14 protein-coding genes are annotated in these 16,825 nt (G+C 65.4%); 5 read left to right on the top strand and 9 right to left on the bottom strand.

Annotation, left to right across the window (positions count from 1 at the left end; translation table 11 throughout):
- Positions 1–64 precede the first annotated feature (64 nt).
- Together ACFXOO_RS00990 and ACFXOO_RS00985 are read left to right on the top strand one after the other, a co-directional pair.
- Positions 65–466 (top strand): ArsR/SmtB family transcription factor, encoded by a 402-nt coding sequence (locus ACFXOO_RS00990; RefSeq protein WP_378852237.1) that lies wholly within the window; start codon positions 65–67, stop codon positions 464–466.
- A gap of 1 nt (position 467) precedes the next feature.
- The gene (locus ACFXOO_RS00985; RefSeq protein WP_378852239.1) at positions 468–1,130 is read left to right on the top strand and encodes an SRPBCC domain-containing protein; all 663 of its coding nucleotides are present in this window, start codon (positions 468–470) and stop codon (positions 1,128–1,130) included.
- 167 nt (positions 1,131–1,297) lie between these two features.
- Here ACFXOO_RS00985 and ACFXOO_RS00980 read toward each other — a convergent pair whose 3' ends face one another.
- Together ACFXOO_RS00980 and ACFXOO_RS00975 are read right to left on the bottom strand one after the other, a co-directional pair.
- Positions 1,298–3,088 (bottom strand): S16 family serine protease, encoded by a 1,791-nt coding sequence (locus ACFXOO_RS00980; protein WP_378852241.1) that lies wholly within the window; start codon positions 3,086–3,088, stop codon positions 1,298–1,300.
- 567 nt (positions 3,089–3,655) lie between these two features.
- The gene (locus ACFXOO_RS00975; protein WP_394562524.1) at positions 3,656–4,336 is read right to left on the bottom strand and encodes an SDR family NAD(P)-dependent oxidoreductase; all 681 of its coding nucleotides are present in this window, start codon (positions 4,334–4,336) and stop codon (positions 3,656–3,658) included.
- 89 nt (positions 4,337–4,425) lie between these two features.
- On the opposite strand from ACFXOO_RS00975, the gene ACFXOO_RS00970 reads away from it, so the two are divergent.
- A complete protein-coding gene (locus tag ACFXOO_RS00970; RefSeq protein WP_378836842.1) occupies positions 4,426–5,280 on the top strand; it encodes a helix-turn-helix transcriptional regulator in 855 nt (284 codons plus the stop codon).
- Positions 5,281–5,655: 375 nt separating this feature from the next.
- Here the strand turns inward: ACFXOO_RS00970 and ACFXOO_RS00965 are convergent, their stop codons facing one another.
- Positions 5,656–6,570: a LysR substrate-binding domain-containing protein gene (locus ACFXOO_RS00965; RefSeq protein WP_394562523.1), complete on the bottom strand. Its 915-nt coding sequence runs from the start codon at positions 6,568–6,570 to the stop codon at positions 5,656–5,658.
- Positions 6,571–6,641: 71 nt separating this feature from the next.
- Between ACFXOO_RS00965 and ACFXOO_RS00960 the strand changes: the two genes are divergently transcribed.
- Positions 6,642–7,574, top strand: a complete 933-nt coding sequence (locus ACFXOO_RS00960) for a DMT family transporter (RefSeq protein ID WP_394562521.1) — start codon at positions 6,642–6,644, stop codon at positions 7,572–7,574.
- Positions 7,575–7,849: 275 nt separating this feature from the next.
- Positions 7,850–8,185: a putative immunity protein gene (locus tag ACFXOO_RS00955; RefSeq protein ID WP_394562519.1), complete on the top strand. Its 336-nt coding sequence runs from the start codon at positions 7,850–7,852 to the stop codon at positions 8,183–8,185.
- Positions 8,186–8,331: 146 nt separating this feature from the next.
- Here the strand turns inward: ACFXOO_RS00955 and ACFXOO_RS00950 are convergent, their stop codons facing one another.
- The 6 genes from ACFXOO_RS00950 to ACFXOO_RS00925 all read right to left on the bottom strand — a co-directional run bounded on the left by ACFXOO_RS00950 (position 8,332) and on the right by ACFXOO_RS00925 (position 16,757).
- The gene (locus ACFXOO_RS00950) at positions 8,332–9,714 is read right to left on the bottom strand and encodes an amidohydrolase family protein (RefSeq protein WP_378852251.1); all 1,383 of its coding nucleotides are present in this window, start codon (positions 9,712–9,714) and stop codon (positions 8,332–8,334) included.
- 2 nt (positions 9,715–9,716) lie between these two features.
- Positions 9,717–10,496, bottom strand: a complete 780-nt coding sequence (locus tag ACFXOO_RS00945) for an enoyl-CoA hydratase/isomerase family protein (RefSeq protein ID WP_378852253.1) — start codon at positions 10,494–10,496, stop codon at positions 9,717–9,719.
- On the bottom strand, positions 10,493–11,476 hold the full coding sequence (locus ACFXOO_RS00940; protein WP_394562518.1) for an MBL fold metallo-hydrolase: 984 nt from the start codon (positions 11,474–11,476) through the stop codon (positions 10,493–10,495). The genes ACFXOO_RS00945 and ACFXOO_RS00940 overlap by 4 nt, the downstream gene beginning before the upstream one ends.
- The gene (locus ACFXOO_RS00935; protein WP_394562517.1) at positions 11,473–12,795 is read right to left on the bottom strand and encodes an MFS transporter; all 1,323 of its coding nucleotides are present in this window, start codon (positions 12,793–12,795) and stop codon (positions 11,473–11,475) included. Before ACFXOO_RS00935 ends, ACFXOO_RS00940 begins: the two co-directional genes overlap by 4 nt.
- A 106-nt stretch (positions 12,796–12,901) precedes the next feature.
- Positions 12,902–13,783 carry a helix-turn-helix transcriptional regulator gene (locus tag ACFXOO_RS00930; protein WP_394562515.1) on the bottom strand — a complete coding sequence of 294 codons (882 nt, stop codon included), beginning with the start codon at positions 13,781–13,783 and terminating at the stop codon, positions 12,902–12,904.
- A 235-nt stretch (positions 13,784–14,018) separates the two neighbouring features.
- Positions 14,019–16,757, bottom strand: a complete 2,739-nt coding sequence (locus tag ACFXOO_RS00925) for an AAA family ATPase (RefSeq protein WP_394562514.1) — start codon at positions 16,755–16,757, stop codon at positions 14,019–14,021.
- Positions 16,758–16,825 lie beyond the last annotated feature (68 nt).

Raw genomic sequence — 16,825 nt, 5'->3', positions numbered from 1 at the left:
TCGGTGGTCCACCGCTCCCTCATATCGATATTGACTTATATAAGTGCTCATGCAAGCATGAAGCATGCACGCACTCGACGTCCTCGGCGATCCGGTGAGGCGTCGCGTGCTCGAACTGATCGCCGACGGCGAACTCAGCGCGGGCGATATCGGAGAAGTCATTCAGCGGGAGTTCCAGATCTCTCAGCCCGCTGTCTCGCAGCATCTGCGTGTCCTGCGAGAGTCGGGATTCGCCAGCGTCCGCCCCGAGGGGGCGCGCCGGCTGTATGCCGTCAACCCCTCACCGCTCGCCGCAGCCGACGCCTGGTTCGACCCGTTCCGGCGGCTCTGGCAGCCGCGCCTCGATGCGCTCGGCACCGAGCTGGCCCGAGGGCGCCGTACACGAAGGACGTCGGCTGCGGATGCGGCCGAGGCAGATGCCCCGGCCGGGGTGTCCGTTGACGACAATCCCGACAAGGAGAACTGACATGGTGGATGTCGATGCCCAGGTAGCGGCTGTGACGCGGAGCCTGCGTGACGAACGAGTCGATGGCGAAAGCCTCTTCACTCAGACGCTGTCGCAGAGCTATCCCAGTCCGATCGACGACGTCTGGGATGCCGTCACGAGCGCTGAGCGGATCCCTCGATGGTTCCTGCCGATCTCAGGTGACCTGCGGCTGGGGGGCCGTTATCAGCTCGAGGGCAACGCGGGCGGCGAGGTGCTGGAGTGCGCGCAACCGCAGGACGGTAGCGCGCACTACCGGGTGACCTGGGAGTACGGCGGCGGCGTGACCTGGCTGACGGTGCGCCTGACCGCGGTCGCCGCTGAGACGACCACCCTCGCGCTCGAGCACACGTCTCGGGAGTCCGACATCCCGCCGGGATTCTGGGAACAGTTCGGACCCGGGGCGACTGGTGTCGGGTGGGACGGCGGCCTGCTCGGCCTCGCGCTGCACCTGTCCAGGAAGTCGGATCACAATCCTGAGGCCGCGCCGGACTGGGCCTTCACCGACGAGGGCCGTGCGTTCTATCGGGGTGCGGCGGACGGCTGGCGCGACGCGCACATCGCGGCAGGCACAGCCGCCGATGATGCCGCTCGGGCGGCGGATGCAACGTACGGGTTCTATACGGGCGCCACGATGACCGAGTGAACGCGAAAGCTAATTCCGCTCGCCGATGACGCCCTCGTGAACGGATGCTCGATGCGCCGGGTGTCTCCACGATCAGGGCGCGAAGAGACCTGCCGTTCGAGACCGGCCCGGGGCCTCAGGGGCGGGACGGCGGCCTGTCATTCCGCAGAACTCCCGGCCGTTGAGCATCAATCCGCGTTCCACCCGTCCTGCGGGAACCCTCCGACGTAGGCCAGGGCCCGGGAGAGCGTGAAGGCACCCGCGTATTGCGAGATCGCCTGGAACTTGTCGGTGATGTCCCCCTCCCGTGCGACGCCCGCCTGCTCGTAGGCACCCGTTGCGAGGACGGCGTCGGTGTCTTTCGTACCGAGCAGCCCAAGACCCCGCGCGGTCTGCTCACGCCCGATGTCAAGGGCGCTGCTGAGGATCGTGTCGCTCGCGACGTCGATCAGTTGGAGGTCATCGCCGAGCACGCCGTTGTTGTAATACTTCTCCAGCAGGACGGCATTACGCGCGTAGTTGACATAGCCGTACCCCATCGCGGCAAAGGCGGCGTTGTCGCCCGCGCCGATATACGCCTCGATGGATGGCACCGATTGCTGCGCGGTGTAGGCGAGGGCGACGTCGAAGTCGACACCCGCGAGGGCGGTGCGGAACACATCGTTCGATTGGCCGCGCGATTCGGCGGCAGGTTGGATCACGCCGGTCTCGAAGGCAGCCCAGTCGGCGTTCGCGGCCCGGCGGAAGAACGATCCGATCGCCGCGAGATCCGCGTCTTTCGCGATCGGCGCGCCCCCGTTGTCACGGCCGATCTCGAACACGGCCTTGGAGAAGGCAAGGTTGCCCCGGGCGAAGTCGTAGTAGATCAGGGGAAGCAATACATCCGTCAGTAGCTGCTCGAAAGAGGTGTACGAGGCTGCAGCGATCGAATCCGCGACATTCTGCAGCGCCCCGGTCGCGTACTGCAGCAGCGAGTAGGAATCGAAGCCATTCCCGTACGCGGCGGTCAGCGCCTCCACGTCGCCGAGCGACTGCGGATCGTACGTACCGAGCTGATCGAGAAACGCCGTGAACTCGCTCTCCGCGCTCGACGCTCCCGCGATACGCGCGTCGATCGCCGTGCCACCGGTGGTGATGAGGTCCTGAACGGTGCGGAATGTGCTCGTCAACGCCTCCATCAGCACGGCTGCCTGCGATGCCTCGAAGAAAGCGCCGCCCTGAAGGCCCTGCACCTGCAGGTCGCGAGCGCGCGCTGCAGAGTCCGCAGCCTGCTGCACGGTCGTGCCGGCCGCCGTCTGAAGACTCGGGTCGAGGGCGAGGAAATCGGCCGCTGCGCGATCGTAAGCGGCCAGCATGGTGTCGGTCTGGCTCTTGAACTTCGTGTACGCGTCGTCGGTGATCGCGGGGTTGGACGGCGACTCCGGCCGCGGCAGTTCTTCCCCCGTCAACAGCGGATACGCCTGGTAGAGGTCCGCGACCTCCTTCACCTCGACGTCGTTCTGGGCGCCGAGCTGCACAACGTCGACGAGTTGGCCCGAGGAGTCGGGCACATTCCGCTGTCCGGCGGGAATGAGGACCGTCTTGATGTCGCCCTGGTCTATGACCCCCTGTATCTTCTGTGGAATTCCCCCGACAGTCCCGATCGTGCCCATCGGGTTGATGGTTCCCGTCATCGTGACGGTGTCACTGATCTTGTGCCCGTAGTAAAGCGACAGCAGCCCCACGGTCGTGATCGCCCCGGCACTTGGACCGTCAATCATCCCGTCGAAGGCGAAGCGGTAGGCGACGTCCAGGGGTGCTCCGGTCAGAAGCGTCGCAACCGAGACGGCGTTCCATGATGCCGCCTGCGTCATCTCACCTACTCCGGAGACCTCGTCCTCCGAAATGTCGATCGAGAGGTCGCCGTCGTCGGACGGCTTCACCGAGATGCGCTGCGCAGCCACACCGCCGGTATCGCCCGCAGCGTACAGGACCTGCAACTCCGTCTCCGAGGACTTGAAGCCGGTTCCTTCGGACTCCTGGGCCCCATCTGTTCCCACCGGGATAGGTAGCGAGAAAGTACATCCCGAAAGTGCCAGCACGAGCACCGCGGCGATAGCCGCGTTGCTTCTCCTCCGGCGACGGCGGCGCGACAACGGGATCTTGGCGGGGATGGCGCGGCTGTTCAAGGGATCCTCAGCATGCGTTGGGGTCGGGGGTCAGATCCCTGATCATCGGGCGTGGGTCCCCCGATGTCAACAGAACGATCGGTGAACCCGGCAGACCAGGGAATGCGATGGCGGACGGCCTGCACGAATGCGTCTGCGTCGCCGACCCGCGGGCGTAGTGGTCCCGACATCGTGTCTCGCTCTTACGGTCGCTGGCTGGGTAGATGCCAGCCCCTCCATGCGGGTACATCTCCGAGTTCTCAACCTTCTGATGCGTCGCTCAGAAGACCTTGCCCGCCACCGCGACGGGGCGGCGCACCCGCCCGGTAGGGCGCTGAGTCCGAACTCGCACTCGAGCGGTTGAGGTCGGGCTGCTCACGTCTGAGCGTGGCTTGCGCTTCAGTAGTCGATTCGACCGTTCCGGTTGTGAAACTCCCCCGTCGGTCCGTCGGCGTCGACGAGGGCGAGGGTGACGGTCGCGTCGGTTCCCTCGGTCACGGTCTGGTGTCCGCCGTGACCGTTGAAGTCAGTGGCGGTGTATCCGGGGTCGGTGGCGTTTATGCGGAACGTCGGCAGGTTCTTCGCGTACTGCACGGTGAGCGCGATGACCGCGGCTTTGGACGCGGCGTACGGGATGGCAGCGACGGGGAACTCGTCGTGCCCCTCGGTGCTCAAGAAGCGGGGCCATCCGACACCGGACGAGACGTTCACAATGACTGGTCGAGCGGACCGGTGGAGCAGCGGCAGCGCCGCCTGGGTGACGCGGACGATACCGACCACGTTCGTGTCGAGGACATTCTGCATGGACTCGGGGGTGAGGTCGTCGACGCCGAAAGAGGTTCCCAAGATGCCCGCATTGTTCACCAGCACGTCGAGCTCGGGCAGCGAATCGATCGCGGCGTCGACGCTGACCGGATCGGTGACGTCGAGCTGCACCGGAATCGCCCCCAGCGCTCGGGCGGCCTCGCCGTGTGCGGTGTTCCGCATCCCCGCGTAGACGGTGTGACCGCCTTCTATGAGCCGACGAGCGGTCTCGAGACCGAGGCTCTTGTTGGCGCCGGTGATCAGTGTTGTTGTCATGCGTCCACCCTGCCGCGCAACCGCAAGACCACACAGGCACCCCCTGACGGGAGGACCGCGAGTACCACGATCATCGCGAACGTTGAAAGATGATGAGTGTTATGAGCGAATTTGCGAGCGTCTTGAGAGCGTGGCGCGACCGAATCAGCCCAGCGGATGTCGGCATGCCGGCTGGTTCAGGTCGTCGCGCCGTCGGTCTTCGCCGCGAGGAACTCGCCGCCCTCGCGGGTGTCAGCGTGGACTACATCGTCCGCCTCGAGCAGGGGCGAGCGACGAATCCCTCCTCGCAGCTGGTCCGGTCGCTTGCCATCGCTCTCCGGCTGACCGACCTGGAGCGCGACCATCTCTACCGGGCGGCGGGGTTGGCGCCCCCGTCTGCCGCGATCGTTCCTCAGCACATCAGTCCGGGCGTGCAGCGCATCGTGGATCGGCTCGGCGATGTGCCGTTGGCGGTGTTCACGGCAGCCCATGACATCCTGATGTGGAACCCTCTCTGGGCGGCCATCAACGGCGATCCTTCCCGCTACGTCGGCCTAGATCGGAACCTCGTCTGGCGGCATTTCACGTCCGGCCATGAGGGAACCTCTTTCGATGAGCAGCACGAAGAAGACTTCGCCAGCGATCTCGCCGCGGATCTGCGGGCGGCGACCGGCCGTTATCCGCACGACGGCGCCCTCTCCCACCTCGTGTCGCGCCTCCGTTCCGAGTCACCGGAGTTCGAACGACGTTGGGCGGAGGCCAGGGTCGCGGAACACCGGTCGAGCCGCAAGACGGTGACGAACACCCGGGTTGGCCCCATCACCGTCGACTGCGACGTCCTGACCGCGCCCGGGAGCGACCTCCGCATCGTCGTCTATACGGTCGCACCCGGCGGCACTGATCAGGCGAGGCTCGACCTGCTTCGTGTCACGGGTCTGCAATCGGTCGCGGCGACACCGGCCTAGGACGACTCGCGGCGGATGTCCGGGCTGTGTCATCTTCACTCGCACGCACACGCGCGGCGTGCGTTCTGCGGGCCACGGCTGCCTGGACGGGAGCACCCCGCCACGCACGCTTGAAGCGCTCAAGAGCGAGCGGGGGACCCGCTCGTTCAGGTCGCCTACGCCGCTATAGCCCGGAGAAACTCATCGATCACGAAGTTGGCCGCACCGGTCTGCTCGACGAGAAGGAAGTGCCCCGCCCGTTCCACCATGCACAGCGTCGCTCGCGGGATCGAGGCTGCTGGTTCGTGCGCCATTGTCGGGTCGATGAGTCTGTCGGCGTCCCCGTGAATGACGTACGTGGGGCAACGGACACCGGTCAGAGGATCTCCCGAGTCGCTATGGTGTGCTCGCTTGTCGTGTGGCGACGGTGGCGACTTCTTGCAGTGCCGCCAGGGCCCTGCGGACGCGGGCGTGCGCCAACGCGTCTGGGCGGGCCAGTGCGTCGACGTGGCGGACGAGTGCGACGCCGGTGACCGGGCGCAGCACCATTCCGTTGACCGCCAGTGGGGCGGCGGTCGTACGTGGCATCACGGCGATCGCTGCGCCGGTGCGGACGACTTCCGCGGCGACGGAGAACTCGTTGATGCGGTGATCGACCTGGGGGGCTTGACCGATCACGGCTCCCAGGTGGGCCAGCACACCGGTGAGGGGAAACCCTTCGTGGGTGGAGATCCAACGCTCGTCTCGCAACTGCTCAGGTCTGATGCCGGGATGCGCAGCCAGGGGGTGGGCGGCGTGCAGGGCTATCTCGAGTGGTTCGACGAGAAGCGGTGTCACCACGAGGCGTCCGGTCGGCCATGTGGGGTCGTGCGCGAGACGGTGCGCGATCACGAGGTCGTAGTCCGCGGTCAGGCCGGCGAACCTGTCTTGGGCGACGTCGGCGTCAGCGAGGGAGACATGCGTGCCGGTGCCCAGCTCGGTGAGAAGCGGGCCGAACAGGGCGAGACCGGCACTGTGAAACGCGCAGACCGTAACGGGTCGCTGCTCGTGTTCGAGGAAGGACCCGACCGCCTCTCGGGCTTGGGCGAGGGCCTCGTCGACACGTGCCGCGGCGACCGCCAACGCTTCACCGGCTTCGGTGAGCACGAGTCGGCGCCCGTGCTTGGTGGTCAGCGGCACCGGTATGCCGGCCTGCAACGCACTGAGCTGCTGGGAGACGGCCGACGCGCTGACGTGCATCGCGGTCGCGACCGCAGCGACGCTGCCCCGGTCGCCCAGCTCGCGGAGAAGACGGAGGCGAGCAGCATCCATAAGGTTTCCTAAATCGTCGATCAAGACACTGGCCGTTGTTCTTCCGCATTGGTTCTTTAGAGAGTAGTGGCATGGCACCTCGTATGCGTTCCGAACCTCTCGTCGATCTGCTCCTGGTCAGCGTCGCCGCAGTCTGGGGCGCCAGCTTCCTGGCAGCGAAGGATGTCGCCGCCGAGACGGGCGTACCCACGGCCGTCGCCCTCCGCTTCCTCGTCGCCGCAGCCGCGACATGGCTCATATGCCTCGCGCGAAGAGAACGACTCCCCCGGGGGCAGGGCCTCGTGATCGCGGCCTGCCTGGGCTGCTCGCAGGCTGTCGTCATCGGGCTCGAGACCTGGGGCGTGCACCTGACCTCAGCGACCAACGCGGGGTTGTTGATCAGCCTGGCATTGGTGATGACGCCCGTCCTCGATGGCATCGCGTCGAGATCGTGGCTACCCCGGTCCTACTTCGTCGCCGCCGTCGCTGCCGTGGTCGGCGTTGCGCTCCTCGTTTCTGAGGGCGGCCTCCGCACACCGACGGTCGGTGACGGCCTCGTGATCGCCGCAGCGATCGTCCGGGCCTTCCACGTCACAGCAAGCGCGCACCTGACGCGCGACCGCGCAGAAGGCACCTTCGGCGTGGTGCTCGTCCAGTTGATCGTCTGCGCGGCCGCATTCACCGCGATGGCCGGCCCCGACCTGCCCACCGCCGTCGCGAAGCTCAATGGGCAGCAGTGGGCGAATGTGCTCTTCCTGGGTCTGCTGTGTTCCGTATTCGCCTTCATCGTGCAGCTCTGGGCGGTGAGGCGCACCTCGGCTTCCCGCGCGAGCATCCTGATGGGAACCGAACCGGTGTGGGCGCTGTTCGTCGGAGTCCTCATCGCCGGCGACGCGATCGGAGTGCTCGGGATAGGCGGGGCAGTCTTGATCATCGCCGCGAGCTATGCCGGGCAGGCCATCGAGCGCCGGCACCGACAGCCATCACTCCGGTCCGCGCGTTCGGCGGCGAGGAGCTGCTCATGAGCCGTCCGCTCGCTGGACGCTCGACAGCCCGCCCACCCAAGACAGAAGGCCGGCACCACGCGATCCGCGTAGTCCGGCCTTCTTACTGTCTCAACACAGTGTGCGCCCGAAGAGACTCGAACTCCCAACCTTCTGATCCGTAGGCCGACACTGATGGGCTCGATAGGCCCGCAAATCCGCGAAATGGCAGGTGAAGTGCACACATTTGTGCACACATGTGCCGACATCTACTTTTCGCCGGTCGACGCAGCTAGTGTCGCCCCACCCGCTCACCAATGTGCGACGAAGTCTGGGCCGTGATCGGTTCGCTCTTTCCCAGTGCGAGGGCGACGGGTCGGCCGCCGGTCGCCCACATGGGCGCGCACGCGCTTGGCGCCGCCGCTTACGCAGCGAAGGCGGCCGAGCTGGCGTCACCAAGTCGGGGTGGCGACGCCGAGATCCAATGGCAGGTGCAGCACATGAACCGGTCGGTGAGGGAGTCACTGCGACGCCTGCCACTTCTCGGAGAGGACCCATCAGGCCCTCTCGGTTCTGGGCTCCTGGCCTCCGGTGCCCTTGGGTCAAACATCCGCACGCTTCAAGCCGCCATCAGGAATGAAAAGGTGGACTGAGCGCGCGCTACAACGTCGGGGGACGCGTACGCTCGCTCTCCCCGCGAGAATCCCCCGTCGAGACGCCAGCTGTCGCGCTGACGTATGAACCTGGCGGGTTGCTTCGAGGTGGTGTTATAGACGCCGTCGCACTGGTTCGCTGATTCTCAGTCGCTGAAGTCGATGCGGCTGAGCGGCCAGTCCGCTTTCGCAAACAATCGCTCCTGGGATGCGAATATGCGGTTACGAATCTCGCCGAGGTTTACATCGACGAGTTCTCCCTCCCACTTTCGGAAGCGTCCGCCGATCATAACTGCGCTTACGAGGCCAGGGTGAGCGGCCTGAACGACGCTCGCGTACGCATTGTTGGTGGGTGTGAGGCGGACGTTGGTGGTGTCGATCATGATCAGGTCCGCGGCGCGGCCGGGGGCGAGGACCCCCGAGATCTCGCCGAATCCGCAGTTGTCTGCTCCCCGACGTGTGGCGGCGGCGAGGGTCTCACGGAGTGTGATCCGTGGTTCGACTCCCGCACGGTAGCCCTGTGCGCGGACGTGGTTATAGAGCGTCTGCATCTCGGCGAACATATCGATCCCGAACGTGGCCGGGTTGTCGTTACTGAGACCCGGCTGCACGCCGATGTCCACCCATTCGCGGTAGGGAATGTCTCCCCGCCGGAACTGCGTCTCGATTCTCGGGCACACGTTCACGCGCGAGCCGGCGTCGCGGAGAAGTGAGCGCTGATCGAGATCGAGGAAGCTCGCGTGATTGAGGGTGACGCGATCATCGAGCTCACCGGATCCGTAGAGCTCTTCGAGCGGCAGGGTCTCCAAGCCGCTGTCGAAGGTTACCCACAGGTCCAGGTCGCGGCGGACACGAAGTAGGTCACGCACCTCGTCGGGATCGTCGCGTCCGAGCGCGTAGATCCGCATTGCGGTGAGTTGATCGTCGGACGAGAAGTACTGATCCCGGAGGCGTTCCGCGTTTGCGAGGAAGCGGAGGTCATAAGAGCCGACGCGCGGTCGACCGTACGCGTGGAATCCGCGTACTCCCGAATCGATCAGCGCTTCTACCGCGGCGACCGAGTGATCGAAGGATCGGGCGTTGTGCATGTTGTCGCCCACCGACGTGATGCCGCCGTCGATGGCGGTGAGCAGAGTCGCCAACGTCCCGATGTAGATGTCTTCGGGCTCATAGAGCGGAGCAAATCGGTGGTGGAGCACGGTGAAATACGCACGTGTGCTGTCGGATCCCTGTCGCACTACCTCCGGCAAACCATCGGCCTCGGGCGTGGACGCGTTGTTGGGGATGAGCCGTCCGAGCGCACCTTCCCACGAGTGGATGTGAGGATCGCAGAACCCCGGGAGCACAATGCTCCCGTTGGCCTCGACGACGTGGGCGTCGCTTTGGATCGACGGCCCGATTTCCACGATCACGCCACCGTCGATCAGGATGTCGCCGTTGGCGAAGTCGCCGATGCTCTCGTCCATCGTCAGGATGGTTGCGTTTCGGATGATGATCCGTTCCCCGCGGGGAACATCGGTCCCTGGCATGGTCACGCTCCTTCCTTTTCAGTGTGGATGGCCGCGAGTGCCTCCAGCCCGAGTCCGTACTCGAGCACCTCCATGAGCTGAACTTTGAGCAATTGGGTGACGGCCAATCTCGTGTGTCTTCTGACGATGTCTCGGCGTCCTGCGAGCTCGCGGGCGATCTCCCATGCCCGGCCGAGGAGGGCTTCCGCGGGGTGGATCTCAGCGATGAGCCCGATGTCGTATGCCTCTTGGGCGTGGATTTCCCGCCCGGTGTAGAGGAAATGGCGTCCACGGTTGTACCCGAGCAGGAGCGGCATGACCACATGCATCCCATCCCCAGGGACGACGTCGTTGACGAAGTGCGCGGAGTCCTGAAAGACCGCGCTCTGCGAAGCGATGACGATGTCCGAAAGCAGGGGAATCTCGGCATGGCGGCGCGCGGGTCCGTTCACGGCCGCGACGATGGGAACCTCGATGTCGAGAAGGTTCAGAAGCAGTTCTTTGCCCCCGCTGCGAAACTGATCCCACTCATCGGGGGTGCGGGACCCGATGTGGTTACTCCCTGCCAGACTCGCCTCCGGACCGGAGAAGTCGCTACCGCAGCCCGTCAGAATGACCACCAGATTCGCGCGGTCCTTCGCGATAGCGCGGAAGAGTTGCTCGTATTCACGATGTGCCGCCGTCACCCATTGCAGCGATCCGCCATCGGTGTGGAGAGTGACCTCCAGGATCCCATCCTCCCGCCGTAGCTGTGCCCGCGAGAACTCGGTGAAGTAGTCGGGCGACGTCGTTAGGGCGCTCATGCGTTCTCCTTCTCCACGTAGGTCTCGCGCCCGTCGACGAGCTTGTGCCCGTATGCGGTCGGGTCGAACCGCAACATGTCGGCGAAGATCTCCGCGCTGTCGAGTACCGCGCCGGGCGCTGCTCCCCGGACCTCGGCGATAGCTCGATGCAGGTTTAAAACAATGCGTTCTGGGTTCACCCAATCGCGGAACTCCCCGAGATCGAGTTCCCGGGCGGCCTGCAGCGGGCTGATGTCGCGATCGGATGCCCGCGTGGCCGCTCTGCTGAGGAACTCGAAGTATGACCGCCAGCTTTCGATCTGCGCACCGCCGGCCAGTTCGCCGTGGCCTGGCACGATCACGGAGGGGTTCAACGATTCCATGAGGTCCAGCGCAGCGATCGATCCCGCAAGTGATCCATCGGTCAGGATCGGAGTGCCGGCGTTGAACAGGACATCGCCGGCGAAGAGAACACGCGGCTGGGGAAGCCAGACGATGACGTCATCACGAGTATGGGCAGGCCCAACGTGGATCAGCTCAATGCGCGTCGCACCAAGATGAATTTCTAACCGATCCTCGAAAGTGACCTCGGGAGGCCGCAGGCGGATGTCACCCCATGGCACGAACGGGTCTTTACGCATCGGAGAGAGGCCAACGTTGAGCACCTCTTCTCGGCAGACGACATGCCCCACGATCACTGCTTCCTCGAAAACGAAGTTCCCGAACGTGTGGTCGCTGTGGTGGTGCGTATTGACCACGTAACTGACAGCCTCCTGGCCCGTATACCGTCGGACCTCGTCACGAAAGCTCCGTGTCCGACCTTCCGTCAGCAGGGTGTCGATGACGCAGACTTCACCGCCGTCGAACACGAACCCGGCATTGCTCAGCCCCCAGCTTCCGTCCGGTTGCACCGTCGCACACACCCCCGGTGCGATCGCCGCCGTGTGAGCCGGCGGCACGAAGCCGCGGTAGAGATTGTCCAGCTCGGAACTGGTGCTCATTCGACGCCCCTCGCGAGGTTCGCAGTCTGCGGCTTGGAGGCGGGTGCGAAGTCCGCCTCGATCTCCTCAAGAGGCCGGCCTTTACCTTCTTTGAAGACCCATCCCATGATCGCCAGGAGGGCGAAGAGAATGGCGGCACCGAAAGCGAGCGGCGAGTAGCCATAGACGGGGTAGACCGCCGCGGCGATAAGCGGCGGGAAGAATGACAGCCCCCTACCGATCTGCAGGGCAGCTCCGACACCCAGCGAGCGAACTCTCGTCGGGAACTGCTCGGCGAACACCACACCGAACAGCGCAGCGCCGCTGGTTCCGAAATACGTGAGGAAGACAGCGGCCAAGCTCCACAGGCTGATCACGGCCGACTGGAACAGCACCCCCAGGACCAAGCATCCGATCGTCGCGAAGCATCCCCATATCGTCCAGGCAACGCGACGACCGACCCGGTCCGCCGCCCAACCAGACACGATCGAGCCGAGCGTGATCGCAATGCCGACGATGACGCTGTACCACGCTGCCTTGCTGAAACTGAACCCTTGCACGGTGATCAAGTAGGTGGGCAGGAAGGATGCGATCCCGTAGAAGCCGAAGAAGGAGAGGGAGCACGCGAAGATCGAAAGGAACAGAGGCTTCAAGAACTTCGCCGACCAGATGAGCGCCCAGTCTGTCTTTGCCCGCACGCCGCCGTCCGTGACTTTCTCCCACTCTTCGGACTCCGGAACCGTGAACCGGGCAACGAGCGCGAGCAGGACCGGGAAGCACGAGATCGCGAACACCCAGCGCCACCCGATCACGGGGAGGAGGAGTCCGCCCACGAGCGCGGCCCCGGCAAGACCGATGCCGGCGCCACTATAAAGCGCCGCCCCCCACCGTCCCCGTTTGTCAGTCGGGACAACTTCGCTCACGAGGGACTGTCCGACACCGAATTCTCCGCCGAGCCCGATCGCCGCGACCACCCCGAAGATCAGAAGGATCTCGTAGCTCGGTGCGAATGCGCGAGCCAGGGTGAACGCGCCGAAAAGTGCGATGGTGATGATCAAGACGCGTCGGCGACCGATTCGGTCGCCGAGGTAGCCGAACAGGACCCCGCCCACTGCGATTCCGAGCAGCTGCATTGAAAGAAGCAGAGCCGTCTGGCCGACATCCAGGCTGAACTCCACCGCGATCGGCACGATGAGAAACGTCATCAGCGCGATCTCGTAGTAGTCAAAGACCCAGCCAACGAATGCTGTGAGCCAGGCGAGAAACTGCGGCCGGGATAGCCTGCCGGACGTCGGGGGGCGCGAGTCGACCACCTTGTCGAACTTGCTGGTCTGGGTCATGAGAATCTGTCTCCTTGGGTCGTCAGTGTGACGTGTTTGTGCACGGGATGTGCCAATTGGGGTGAGACCGCCGCAGCAGCTGCGACGGCTGAGCAGGGAGTCGAGCTCAGCCTGGAAGCGAGAGATGCTCCCCGTGACGATCGATGGGAACGAGCGGACTCGTGGGCGGGAGGGCGCCGTCCTCAAGGAGCGCGCGGAACGCGCGGGAGCCGGGATGGTCTGGGATCGGCGTATAGACGTAGAGGCGCTGCCCCGGCACGCCGGACACCGCCATGGCATCGAACTGGATGCGTAAGTCACCGACCACGGGGTGGTGAAAGAGCTCTTCCGCTTCGATGCGTGGGCGCACTTCGTGCTCGGCCCATAGCGTCGAGAACAGGGCGGATTCCATGGAGAGTTCGCCGATGACTTTCGCGACGCGAGGTTCCCCGGGGAATTGCGTCGACGCAGCGCGTAAATTCGCAACCGACGCCCGCGCCACTGCGTCCCAGTCGGCATAGAAGTCAGGAGCCGCGGAGTCGAGGAACACCATCATTGCCAGGTTGTCCACCCGTGCGAAGGCACTGTAAAGAGCGGTCGCTTGCGCGTTGAGGGCAAGGATGTCGGATGCTGGCCCCACGACCATGGCCGGCGCCACCAGCGCGTGGTCGAGCATCAGCTGAACGCCGTCGCTGACGGAGGTCGTAGTCGCCTCTACCTGACGTGTCGGCGAGACGATGGCGAACAGGTGCCGCGACGCGTGCGCGTCGAGTTGAAGAGCGCGTGCCAATGCTTCGAGGACCTGGAGCGACGGATGCCGTTCACGTCCCTGCTCCAGTCGCCGGTAATAGTCCAGACTCACTCCGGCGAGACCCGCGACCTCTTCGCGCCGCAGACCTGTGACTCGTCGGTCACCGCCGGCATCGATACCTGCTCGCGCTGGCGTCAGATTCTGGCGACGCGCGCGGAGGAAGCTCGCTAGGTCGGGACTGAGAACCGCTTCGTTCATGTCGGTAACGGTACGCATCGGCGACCGATAAGAGGAGGGGTGAGCTTCACCCCCTCAGGCAACGACGGAGCTGAGCGTGAGCACGCGCGTGGACGGATAGAGCCGCGACGCACAGCGACGGGTCTTGATGGATGAGGCGGACACCCTTTGCCGCGTTTCCATGTGCTGCCGCGACTCAGGCGCGGCAGGCCGCTCGTTCGGTAGCGCCAATCGAGAATTCATAGAGCGTCGGACGTCAGAGGGACACATGGACTGCCCGAGATGGCGTCGCGGCCGCCGCCGAGTTTGCGGATGCGTCCCGGGCGGCTCGACGCAGCTCCACTTCTGCGGCACGAAACGCGTCGTGCAGTGTCACCTCGGGTGTACCACGCAGCATCTCTTCCGCGATGTTTGCGACAGCGCGGCGGTCGCTGCTGGCGACAGCGAGTGCGGTGTTATGGGACCGGCCACGGGTGAGACCGACATACAGACCTGCCGCGTCCACGCCTGGTCCGACTATTGATGTGTCAGTCGTTTCTCCTTGCACGCCGTGGACGGTCGTGGCGTACGCGAGGTGAAGGTGCTCGAGGGCGTAATCGCGGGTCACGCGACGAAGTTCGCCGCTGTCGCGATCGGATTGGAGGGTGATGTGATCGTCCTGGATGTTGTGGACGAGCCAGATCGCACGATTGTCAACTCCAGCGGCGGTGTCGTTTCGGCGGGTCTGCACGACGTCGCCGACGAAGATCCTCTGCTCCCCCATGCCGACCGCGACCACGCTGGGGCTGAGCTCGCCGATGTCGATGCGCCGCCGTTGGATAACGTCGTTGATGGCGTCAGCCTCGGCATTGGTAGCGCACACCAGCGCAACTTTCCTGCCGCGGGCGTGCTCGCCGAAGTACGTGTCGGCCATCTGATCGCGGGCGTCCTCCTCGCTTCCTACCCGCCGAACGTGGCCCCGGTTGAATAGCTCCCCCGCGATCCGGGTCGCTGCGTCGATGTTGCCGGGATCTCGCAGCTGGAGGGTGAGGGCGGCGTAGTCGGGGTCGCGGAAGCGGTGCACCGTGTCCAGCTCGACGCACGCGTTCGCGGAACGGACCGCGGAGCCCATCGCTCCTGCGTGCCCGACGGGGAGGGCCTGATGCGGGTCGCCGACGAACGCGATCCCCACGCGATGAGCGAGCGCTACCTCGACGAGCGCGTTTCCGGCTTCAAGGTCCAGCATCCCTGCCTCGTCGACGACGATGCGATCACCCGCCCGAAGGACCAACTTCGTCGGCCCGGGATACGCGGTACCGGTGGTCGGGTCGAGGTCTCCTGCTGCGAGACGCGTCCAGACTTCGTTCCCCGCAGGCCCGATACTCCACCGGAATCCGTGGTCGTAGAGGAGCGCGTGGACGCTGGTCGCAGCCGCGCCGACCTCCTGCGCCGCGACCGATGCCGCTTTCCGGGTTGGCGCGACCACGAGCATGCGTCGTTTCTGTGGGTGGAGCGCCTCGCGCGCGACACGCAGCATGGTCGTCTTTCCCGTGCCAGCAGGCCCCGTGATGGCGACCAGCCCATCCGTTCCAGCAATCGCTCCGGCCGCAGCGAGCTGGGAGGTGTCGAGCATTGCAACGAGTTCGGGGGTGGGCACGCTCCGGGCCAGCTCCTCAGGAAGGAGCGCCCGCCCCGTCGTTGCAACACCGTCCAGATGCGCGGTCAGGCGGAGCTTCAGGCGCACCACGTGACTAGCCATGAGCCCCTTCACGTGCCCCGGTACGTCCGCCATTGGGAGGAGTGTCCTCACCTGGCTGCGCGCCATCTCCGCGATCCGATCAATCGTGTCGGCGAGGTCGCCGCGTGCGGCAATCACACCGCTCTCGGAAAGCGCGCGGATTGCTTCCGCGCGCAGATCAAAGGCGCTGAACCGGCCACCGGAACGGGTCGACCTCGCATCCGCGTCCGCAACGGCGATCTGAGCGAGCAGCCCCAGATCAAGATGTGTGAGAACTGTCGCGTTCACTATCGTCGGGGCGCGCTCAACCAGCAACGCGGGATCCAGCGTTTCCAGTTCGTCGCGGACGGCTGCCTCCCACGACTGCTCATTGAGATTGTCTGGCTTGTTCGGCCGTGAAAGTGCCCACGCGCGCCGGTCGATCTGCTCCAGGATGGTGACGCTCGGGGCAGCCCCGTCATAGGCGAGCGTCCATTCGGCGATCAGTCCTGCCCGGTTTGCCTCGATCTGCGCAGACCGTCGAGACAGCGGGCGGACCGCCGCAGCCAGCTGTGCGATCTCACCGTGCTCGTCCAACGTGTACCCATGCCGTGCGAGCGCACCAACCCACTCGGGATCCGTGCGGGCGGCGAGCTCACCTTCCGCGTTGATGACGGTCTGCAGTTTCATCGCGACCCGGGAGTCCAGGTTCGACCACCTGCCGTCCGCGCCGAGGACCTTGACGTTCAGCCACAGGTGGCGGTGCGCGTGCGGGTCCAACGCGCGGGACCGGCGGTGCTGCAACTCGACGACCTCGATCCGGGCGACGTCCTCCCGCACCAGCCCGCCGTGCCCGCGGCGCACGTTCAGTTCCCGCTGCCAGGTGAGAAGAATCTGATCCCGGAGTCGGTCTTGCATCGCTTCGAACTCGACCGCGAGGTCCGGGTGCAGGAGAGCGGCGATACTGAACGACTTCGGGTGGTTGATGGTTCCGTCCAACACCAGGTCCGCATCCGCGCTCAGCCGCTGCCGGCCCCGCTCCTCCCCCGTCACCGGGTCCGACCCGGACAACCACACCCGCAAACCACCCGCGCTCAACGTGTCCCTGCTGATGCGCTCCTCGACAACGAACCGGGACACGCTCGCGCCAGCGACCTCGCTATACGCCTCAAGAGCAGCAGCACCAGCCGGAGCAGGCGGGTGGTGGGCATCGCACGTGCCCTCGAGCGCGTAGGCCAGGGCGTTGCGAATGCCGCGGGAGTCCACGCCCCGCTTCCACCGTTCCAATCCCCCGCGCATGCGCTCAGGCTACTCTCAATCTTGCATATCCGCGCCACCGATTCACATTGGTGCCTGCGTGCATCGCT

It is taken from the genome of Microbacterium sp. P03 (assembly GCF_043556235.1).
Lineage (GTDB): Bacteria > Actinomycetota > Actinomycetes > Actinomycetales > Microbacteriaceae > Microbacterium.
The sequence above is the reverse complement of the archived record's forward strand: the minus strand, read 5'-3'. Positions and strand labels throughout refer to the sequence as shown.